Annotated in this window: 10 protein-coding genes; 4 read left to right on the plus strand and 6 right to left on the minus strand. The window is 70.4% G+C overall.

Annotated features, from left to right (window positions below; genetic code table 11):
* Positions 1-344: ABATE domain-containing protein (locus AC1DXV_RS27750; protein WP_477936609.1), on the minus strand; the 344-nt coding region annotated here is incomplete at its 3' end.
* Positions 345-355: 11 nt separating this feature from the next.
* Entirely contained in the window at positions 356-1003 is a 648-nt protein-coding gene (locus AC1DXV_RS27755; RefSeq protein WP_477869765.1) for a glutathione S-transferase family protein, read from the minus strand.
* Between the two features lie 104 nt (positions 1004-1107).
* On the opposite strand from AC1DXV_RS27755, the gene greB reads away from it, so the two are divergent.
* Entirely contained in the window at positions 1108-1674 is a 567-nt protein-coding gene (gene greB, locus AC1DXV_RS27760; RefSeq protein WP_477869763.1) for a transcription elongation factor GreB, read from the plus strand.
* On the opposite strand, the gene AC1DXV_RS27765 is transcribed toward greB, so the two are convergent.
* The 3 genes from AC1DXV_RS27765 to gmk form a co-directional block, all read right to left on the minus strand.
* Positions 1671-3965 (minus strand): RelA/SpoT family protein, encoded by a 2295-nt coding sequence (locus tag AC1DXV_RS27765; protein WP_477936611.1) that lies wholly within the window; start codon positions 3963-3965, stop codon positions 1671-1673. The two genes, greB and AC1DXV_RS27765, sit on opposite strands and share 4 nt — an antisense overlap.
* Before the next feature lie 122 nt (positions 3966-4087).
* A complete protein-coding gene (gene rpoZ, locus AC1DXV_RS27770; protein WP_477869759.1) occupies positions 4088-4291 on the minus strand; it encodes a DNA-directed RNA polymerase subunit omega in 204 nt (67 codons plus the stop codon).
* 16 nt (positions 4292-4307) lie between these two features.
* The gene (gene gmk, locus AC1DXV_RS27775; RefSeq protein WP_047507424.1) at positions 4308-4928 is read right to left on the minus strand and encodes a guanylate kinase; all 621 of its coding nucleotides are present in this window, start codon (positions 4926-4928) and stop codon (positions 4308-4310) included.
* Positions 4929-5049: 121 nt separating this feature from the next.
* On the opposite strand from gmk, the gene AC1DXV_RS27780 reads away from it, so the two are divergent.
* The 3 genes from AC1DXV_RS27780 to AC1DXV_RS27790 are packed head-to-tail and all read left to right on the plus strand — an operon-like array spanning position 5050 to position 7506.
* On the plus strand, positions 5050-5634 hold the full coding sequence (locus AC1DXV_RS27780; RefSeq protein ID WP_477874459.1) for a TetR/AcrR family transcriptional regulator: 585 nt from the start codon (positions 5050-5052) through the stop codon (positions 5632-5634).
* Positions 5631-6314, plus strand: a complete 684-nt coding sequence (locus AC1DXV_RS27785; RefSeq protein WP_477936614.1) for an NAD-dependent epimerase/dehydratase family protein — start codon at positions 5631-5633, stop codon at positions 6312-6314. The genes AC1DXV_RS27780 and AC1DXV_RS27785 overlap by 4 nt, the downstream gene beginning before the upstream one ends.
* Positions 6304-7506, plus strand: a complete 1203-nt coding sequence (locus AC1DXV_RS27790; protein ID WP_477936616.1) for an MBL fold metallo-hydrolase — start codon at positions 6304-6306, stop codon at positions 7504-7506. The genes AC1DXV_RS27785 and AC1DXV_RS27790 overlap by 11 nt, the downstream gene beginning before the upstream one ends.
* A 6-nt stretch (positions 7507-7512) precedes the next feature.
* On the opposite strand, the gene AC1DXV_RS27795 is transcribed toward AC1DXV_RS27790, so the two are convergent.
* The coding region (locus AC1DXV_RS27795) for an aminotransferase-like domain-containing protein (protein WP_477936618.1) at positions 7513-8483 on the minus strand (971 nt) is incomplete at its 5' end.

Raw genomic sequence — 8483 nt, forward strand, 5'->3', positions numbered from 1 at the left:
CGCCAGCGCAGGCCGGCCTGCGTGTGGCTGACGCGCGGGCCGTCGCCGGCGGCCAGGTCGTTCAGCAGCGTGAGCGCCGCGGCCGGCGGCTTCGTGCCCTCTGCGATCGCGAGGCCGACGCGGAACACCGMGTCGCGCGCGGCGACCACCGGCGCGAGGTCGTCGGTCGATGCCTTCAGCGCCGTGGCACCGCGCGCATCGACCAGGTCCTGCTCGAGGCACCACTGTGCGAAGCGCGCCCAGCTGCTCAGGCGCTCGGATGGCGTATCGGACAGGTGATCGCCGGCGGTGTTCGCGAACTCCAGCGCGAGCGCGCCGCCGACGCCCGCCGAGACGGTGGCCATCAGCGCCGTCCTTATGTCGATGACGGCCAGTAGCGCTGCTCGGTGTCGGCGAAGCGCGGGTGGGCGTCGATGCGCGACAGCAGCTCGGCGAAGCCGGGTCGTGCCGAGGCCAGGTGAGGGCGCGTGCCGAAGCACTTCGACAGCGCCGCGGCCATCAGGTCGAGTGCGCCGGGTTCGTCGCCCGCCAGGAAGGCGGCGGCCGGCGGCGCGGTGAAGTTGTCGGCGAACACCTCCCACAGCCCGTGCAAATGGCGGCGCGTCTGCGCGCGGATGCGCCTGGCCTCGTCGTCGCTGCAGGCCTCGCAGAAGCGCTCGGGGAAATCGATGATCGTGATCGCCGGATAGACGTTGGCGGCCAGGTAGACGAGCCCGCGCAGGTGGCTGGCGCGCGCGGCCGCGTCGGCGGGCAGCAGCCGGGCCTCGGGGTGCGTGAGGCCGAGGTGGATCAGGATCGCCGCCGTCTCGGTCAGCAGCTGGCCGCCGGCGCCCTGCAGCGTCGGGATCTGCACCAGCGGGTTGGCGAGCTTCAGCCGGTCGCGGCCGGGCGACTCGGTCCACGGCGCGGCCTCGACGGTTTCGAACGGCACGCCGCACAGGCGCAATGCGGCATCGACGGCGGCGCAGCCGACCGACCCGGGCGTGGCAAAGAGGGTGTACATGGGACGTTCCTGAAGGTGTCGAGGCGGTCTTATTCTGCCTAACCGGTTAGGCAAGTCAATCACCCTGATCGCATGTGCCGGTCACTTGGGTTCAAATCGGCGGCATGAGCAAGGCGTTCACCAAAGAGACCGATTCCAGCGACGACGAGGACGACGAAGTCGGCCTGCCGGCGTTGCCGCAGGGCACGCGCAACTACATGACGCCTGGCGGATACCAGGCGCTGCGCCACGAGCTGCTGACGCTGCTCGACGACGAGCGGCCGAAGGTCGTCGAGGTGGTGTCGTGGGCCGCGAAGAACGGCGACCGTTCCGAGAACGGCGACTACCTGTACGGCAAGAAGCGGCTGCGCGAGATCGACCGCCGCATCCGCTTCCTGACCAAGCGGCTCGACATCGCCGAGGTCGCCGACCCGTCGCTGCACCACGGCAACGACCAGGTGTTCTTCGGCGCGACGGTCACCTATGCGAACGAGCGCGGCGAGGAGCGCACCGTCACGATCAAGGGCATCGACGAGTCGGACAGCAGCCGCGGCGAGATCAGCTGGATCGCGCCGATCGCGCGGGCGCTGCTGAAGGCGCGCGTCGGCGACGAGGTGCAGTTGATGACGCCGGGCGGCCTCGAGCGGATCGAGGTGATCGACGTGCAGTACCCGAAGGGCAGTGGAGGCTAGGGCTTCACGCGGGTGACGCGCAGCACCGGCGCGGCACGGCGCAAGGTGCGCATCACGTCGGCCAGGTGCAGCCGGTCGCGCACGCTCAGCAGCAGGCGCAGCTCGATCGTCTGCGCCGCCGGTTCGTCGTCCATGTCGATGTGGGTGATGTCGGCCTCGGCCTCGCTGACGGCGGCCGCCACCTGGGCCAGCACGCCCTTGCCGTTCTTCAGCAGCAGCGTGACGCCGGTCTCGAACGCGCGCACCGGCTCCTCGGCCCACTCGACCGTCATCCAGCGCTCGCTGTCGCGCTCGAACAATCGCTTCGCGGTCGAGCAGTCGACGGTGTGCACCAGCAGCCCTTCGCCGCGGCCGAGGTAGCCGACGATCGCGTCGCCGGGGATCGGCCGGCAGCACGGCGCCATCTGCACCGAGGCGCCCTCGCTGCCGTCGATCACCACCAGGCCCTGCGACGGCGCGTTGTCGTCGGCGGCGTAGCGGCCCATCGTCAGCGTCAGCGCATCGGGGCGCTCGCCGCGCTCGCCCATCATCTGGGCCAGCCGCTTCGCGACGATGGTCGCGATCTTGCGGCCGAGGCCGATGTCGATCAGCAGCTCGGCGCGCGAGCGCGTGCCGCTCCAGCGCGCGAGCTGCTGCCACAGCGCGCCGGCCGCGGCATCGGCCGGGTCGCTGGCCGGCATGTTCAGGCCTTCGGCGCGCAGCGCCTGCGCGAGCAGCTTCTCGCCCAGCTGCTGCGACTCTTCCTGCTCCATGTTCTTCAGGTAGTGGCGGATCTTCGAGCGCGCCCGGCCGGTGCGCACGAAGTTCAGCCAGGCCGGGTTCGGCCGCGCGCCCGGCGCGGTGACGACCTCGACCACGTCGCCGCTGCGCAGCTCGGTGCGCAGCGCGACCGGGTCGCCGTTGACCTTGGCCGCGACGCAGTGGTCGCCGACGTCGGAGTGGATCGCGTACGCGAAGTCGACCGGCGTCGCGCCGCGCGGCAGCGCCATGATGCGGGACTTCGGCGTGAACACGTAGACCGCATCGGGGAACAGGTCGATCTTGACGTGCTCGAGGAACTCGTTGGCGTCGCGCGTCTCGTCCTGAATGTCGATCAGCGACTGCAGCCACAGCGTGCCCAGGCGCTGCGCGTCGTGCAGCTGGGTGGTGCCGCCGGCCTTGTACATCCAGTGCGCGGCGATGCCCTTCTCGGCCACCGCGTGCATCGGCTCGGTGCGGATCTGGAACTCCACCGCCGTGCCCAGCGGGCTCACCAGCGTGGTGTGCAGCGACTGGTAGCCGTTCGCCTTCGGGATCGCGATGTAATCCTTGAAGCGCCCCGGCAGCGGCTTGTACAGCTGGTGCAGCACGCCGAGCGCGAGGTAGCACTCGGGCAGCGTGCCGACCACGATGCGGAAGCCGAAGATGTCGTTGACCTGCGCGAAGCTGAAGTGCTTCTCGCGCATCTTGCTGTAGATCGAATAGAGCGTCTTCTCGCGGCCGAACACCTGCACCTTCTGCTGGGCCTGCGGCTGCGCGTCGGTGAAGGCTTTCTCCACCTCGCGCTGGATGCGCTCGACGATGTCGCGCCGGTAGCCGCGCGCGCGCAGCACCGCCTTCGACAGCGCCGCATGGCGCCACGGCCGGGTGTGCTGGAACGACAGCTCCTGCAGCTCGCGGTAGGTCTGGTTCAGGCCGAGCCGGTGTGCGATCGGCGCGTAGATGTCGAGCGTCTCGCGGGCGATGCGCATGCGCTTGGCCGACGCCATCGCGTCCATCGTGCGCATGTTGTGCAGCCGGTCGGCGAGCTTGATCAGGATCACGCGCACGTCGCGCGCCATCGCGAGCAGCATCTTGCGGAAGGATTCGGCCTGCGATTCCTCGCGCGTGGAGAACTGCAGCTTGTCGAGCTTGGTCAGGCCGTCGACGAGGTCGGCGGTGGACGAGCCGAAGCGCTCGATCAGCTCGACCTTGGTGACGCCGCAATCCTCCATCGCGTCGTGCATCAGCGCGGCCATGATGGCCTGCGCGTCGAGCTTCCAGTCGGCGCACAGGCCGGCGACCGCGATCGGGTGCGTGATGTAGGGCTCGCCGCTGGCGCGGAACTGGCCCAGGTGGGCCTCGTCGGCGAAGCGGTAGGCCTCGCGCACGCGCTTGATGTCGGCGGCGTCGAGGTAGTCGAGCTTGTGGGTCAGCGCGGCGAACGAGGCGGCCGCGGCGTCTTTCGTCGCTGCCGGCACCGGCGTGCTGCCGCCGCGGCCCGAGGGGGCGGGCGGTTCACGCAAGGCAGTGGCCGGAGAACGGGCGTTCATGGCCCGAATTTATCGCGGATTCGCCGCAGATGCCGCGGTGGGGCCGCAGCAAGGGAAAACGAGAACGGCCCGCGAGGGGCCGTCTGGGGGTGAAGCACCGCGTGCTTCGGGAGATCAGCAGATCAGATCGGCACCTTGCGCAGCATCTCGATGCCGATCTCGCCTTGGGCGATCTCGCGCAGCGCGGTCACGGCGGGCTTGTTCTTGGTCTCGATCTTCGGCGCGTGGCCCTGGCTCAGCATGCGGGCGCGGTAGGTGGCGGCCAGCACGAGCTGGAAGCGGTTGGGGATCTTGACGAGGCAGTCTTCGACAGTGATGCGGGCCATGGCAAGAACTCCGTTCTCAGTTGAGATTCAGGTTGGCAAAGACAGCAGGTTTGCTTCTTTGCAGCGCAGCGTACTTGAGCCGCTGCGAGTGAACGATCGCCTTCAGGTCGAAGAGCGCCGACTCGAAGAGAGCGTTGATGATAACAAAGTCGAAATGTCGGGCTTGCGCGACCTCGACGCGGGCGTTCGTCAGGCGCTGCTCGATGACATCCGGGTGGTCCTCGCCGCGCCGGTTCAGGCGCTGCGCGAGTTCTTCCCAGCTGGGCGGCAGGATGAAGATCAGGATCGCGTTCGGGAACAGCCGCTTGATCTGCAGCGCGCCCTGCCAGTCGATCTCGAGCACCACGTCGTGGCCGCCGGCGATGCGCTCCTCGATCGCCTGGCGCGAGGTGCCGTAGAGGTTGCCGTGCACCTCGGCCCATTCGAAGAAGTCGCCGGCCGCGATCTTGGCGCGGAACGCCGGCTCGCTGATGAAGAAGTACTCGCGCCCGTCCTGCTCCTGCCCGCGCGGCGCGCGCGTGGTGTGCGAGACCGACACCACCAGGTGCGAATCGAGTTCCAGCAAGGCCTTCACGAGGCTCGATTTGCCGGCGCCGCTCGGGGCGGCCACCACGAAGAGATTGCCGGGGTAATCCATCGCGCGGGATTTTGCACCAGCGCCCCGCGTGTCCTGCAGCGCTTTGCCGGTGAGAAGTCGCTTGACCGGCATGAATGTGCAATCATATGATTGAGTACTTGCTCAATTAAGTGATGCCGCCATGGCCCGACCCCGCAGCGAAGACAAGCAGAAGGCCATCCTCGACGCCGCCGTCGAGGAGTTCGCGGTGCGCGGCGTGTGGTCGACGCCCACCTCGGCGATCTCCAAGGCCGCCGGCGTCGCCGAAGGCACGCTGTTCACCTACTTCGCCAGCAAGGACGTGCTGGTCAACGCGCTGTACCGGGCGCTGAAGCTGGAGCTGGCCGACGCGATGATGGGCGACTACCCGCAGGCCGCCCCGGCGCGCGAGAAGTTCCGCCATGTGTGGACCCGCTACCTGGGCTGGGCCGCCGCGAACCCGCTGAAGTGCAAGGTGATGGGGCAGTTGCGCGTCTCCGACCGCATCACGCCCGAGACCCGCGCCGCCGGCAGTGCGCCCTTCGTCGAGCTGCTGCGCGAGGCCGAAACCTGCGTGCGGCAGAAGCTGGTGCGCGACTACCCGGTGCAGTTCATCGGGGCGATGTTCAGCGGCCTGGCCGATGCAACCTTGGCCGTGATGACCGAACCCGACGGCAGCGGGCTCGATCCCGTCGCCGCCGGTTTCGACGTGTTCTGGAATGGCATTGCATTGAAGGGAAACGAATGAAAGTCCTGATCCTCGGCGCGACCGGCATGGTCGGCCAGGGCGTGCTGCGCGAATGCCTGCTCGACGCCGGCGTCGAGCAGGTGATCACGCTCGGGCGCACGCCGCCCGCCGTCACGCACGCGAAACTGACGAACCTCGTGCACGCCGACCTGCACGACCTGGCACCGATCGAAGACAGCCTGCGCGGCATCGACGCCTGCTTCTTCTGCCTCGGTGTCTCGTCGCTCGGCATGAGCGAGGCCGACTACCGCCGCGTGACGCTGGACCTCACGCTCGCGATCGCCGGCACGCTGGTGCGCACGAGCCCGCAGCTGTGCTTCATCTACGTCTCCGGTGCCGGCACCGACAGCAGCGAGCGGGGATCGTCGATGTGGGCCCGCGTGAAGGGCCGCACCGAGAACGAGCTGATGCGCCTGCCGTTCCGCGCGGTGTGGGGGTTCCGGCCCGGGGCGATCCAGCCGCTGCATGGCGCGCGCTCGAAGACCGGCTGGATCCACGGCTTCTACGTGGTGCTCGGCCCGCTGCTGAGCGGCCTGCGCCGGCTGTTCCCGGACCGCCTGCTGACCACCGAGAGCATCGGCCGCGCGATGCTGGCCGCGGCCCGGGGCGGCGACGTCCGCCAGGTGGCCGAGGTGCCGGCGATCCATGCCTTGAGCCAGGAGCGTGTCGATGGGCGCTGAACGCCGCAAGTCGGTCTGGCGCCGGGTTGCCTGGGGTGGCGCGTGCGCCGCCGCGCTGGCGGCGCTGGTGTTGTCGAGCGCCTGTTCCAGCTTCGGCCAGTGGAGCCGCAGCCCGCAGGAGCAGGTTCAGGTCCAGGCCTCGCCGCAATGGCACGACGGCCAATTCAACAACCCGCAGCCGATGTGGAGCGACATGAAGAGCGCGCTGTGGCGGGCGTTCGATTCGGAACCCGGCCAGTCGCCGGCCGGCCCGGTGCCGGTGCTGCGCAGCCAGGGCGAGGCGTTCGCCGTCGCACCGGCCAGCGGCCTGCGCGTGACCTGGTTCGGCCACTCGTCGACGCTGCTCGAGATCGACGGGCAGCGCGTGCTGCTCGACCCGATCTGGAGCGAGCGGCCCTCGCCGGTGACCTGGGCCGGCCCGAAGCGCTGGTTCGCGCCGCCGATCCCGCTCGACAAGCTGCCGGCGGTCGATGCGGTGCTCGTCTCGCACGATCACTACGACCACCTCGACCGCGCGACCGTGATGGCACTGCAGGCGCGCGGCGCACGCTTCATCGTGCCGCTCGGGATCGGTGGGCACCTGCGCGGCTGGGGCGTGCCGGGCGATCGCATCGTCGAGCTGGACTGGTGGCAGTCGACCGCGGTCGGCACGCTGCAGGTCACGGCGACACCGGCGCGCCATGCCTCGGGCCGCATCAACCCGCAGGCCGACCACACGCTGTGGAGCGGCTTCGCGCTGGTCGGGTCGCGGCACCGCGTCTGGTACTCCGGCGACACCGGCCTGTTCGACGAGATGAACGACATCGGCGCGCGCCTCGGCCCGTTCGACCTGACGCTGATCGAGTCGGGCCAGTACGACGCCGACTGGCCCGACTGGCACCTCGGGCCCGAGCAGGCGGTGCTGGCGCACCAGCGCGTGCGCGGGCAGCTGATGATGCCGGTGCACTGGGGGCTGTTCGCACTGGCCCACCACGGCTGGACCGAGCCGGTCGAGCGCGTGCTGGCGGCGGCCGCGTGCCAGCACGTCAGCGTGCTCACGCCGCAGCCGGGGCAGAGCGTGGAGCCGCAGCAGGCGGCCTCGGCCGCGCGGTGGTGGCCGGTGCAGCCGTGGCACACGGCGGCCGAGCGGCCGGTGATCGCGACGAAGCGGGGCGATGCAACGCAGCGGGTCGAATTGCCGCGCTGCTCGTAGCGCGCGTCACAGGCCGCGCACGGCCGTGGCCAGCGTGCGCATCGCCGCATCGATCTGCTCGGCCTCGATCAACCCGTAGCCGAACAGCAGGCCGTTGAGCGACAGCGGCGGCCGCGTGCTCGCCGCCAGCGTCGCCAATCGCACACCGGCCTGCGCCGCGAGCGGCACCCAGCGCTCGGCCGGCGTCTCACCATGCAGCGCGGCGCACAGGTGCAGGCCGGCCAGCGAGGGCAGCGGCTGCAGCCGCTCGCCGAAATGGCGCCGCAGGGCCTCGAGCAAGGCCTGCTGCCGCCCGGCATAGACGCCGCGCATCCGGCGCACGTGGCGCGCCAGGTGGCCTTCGGCGATGAAGTCGGCCAGCACCGCCTGGTTGACGGCCGGGACATGCCAGTTGCTCGCCAGCCGCGTGGCCACCAGCGCCGGCACCGCCCAGCGCGGCGCGACGACGAAGCCGACGCGCAATGCCATGAACATGCTCTTCGAGAAGGTGCCGACGTAGAAGACGCGCCGGCCGCCATCGAGCGTCTGCAGCGCGTCGAGCGGCCGGCCGCCGAGGCGGAACTCGCCGTCGTAGTCGTCCTCGATCACCAGCGCGTCGGCCCGGTGCGCATGCGCGAGCAGCGCGGCCCGGCGCGCCGCTGACAGCGTCACGCCCAGCGGCGACTGGTGCGACGGTGACACGCCGATCAGGTCGATGCGGCCCGGCAGGCGGTCCACGCAGAGACCGTGAGCGTCCACCAGCACGTCGTGCAGGCGGGCGCCGGCCTGCGCGAACGCGACGCCCAGCGGCGGGTAGCCCGGGTTCTCCAGCGCGATCGCGGTGCGGCCGGGCGTCACCAGGCAGCGGGCCAGCAGGTCGAAGGCCTGTTGCGCACCGGCGGTGACGACCACCGCATCGGCATCGCAGGCCACCGCCYGCGCGTGCGACACATGCCGCGCGATGGCCTCGCGCAGGCGCGGGTCGCCCTGCGGGTCGC

It is taken from the genome of Rhizobacter sp. P3_C12 (genome assembly GCF_056402735.1).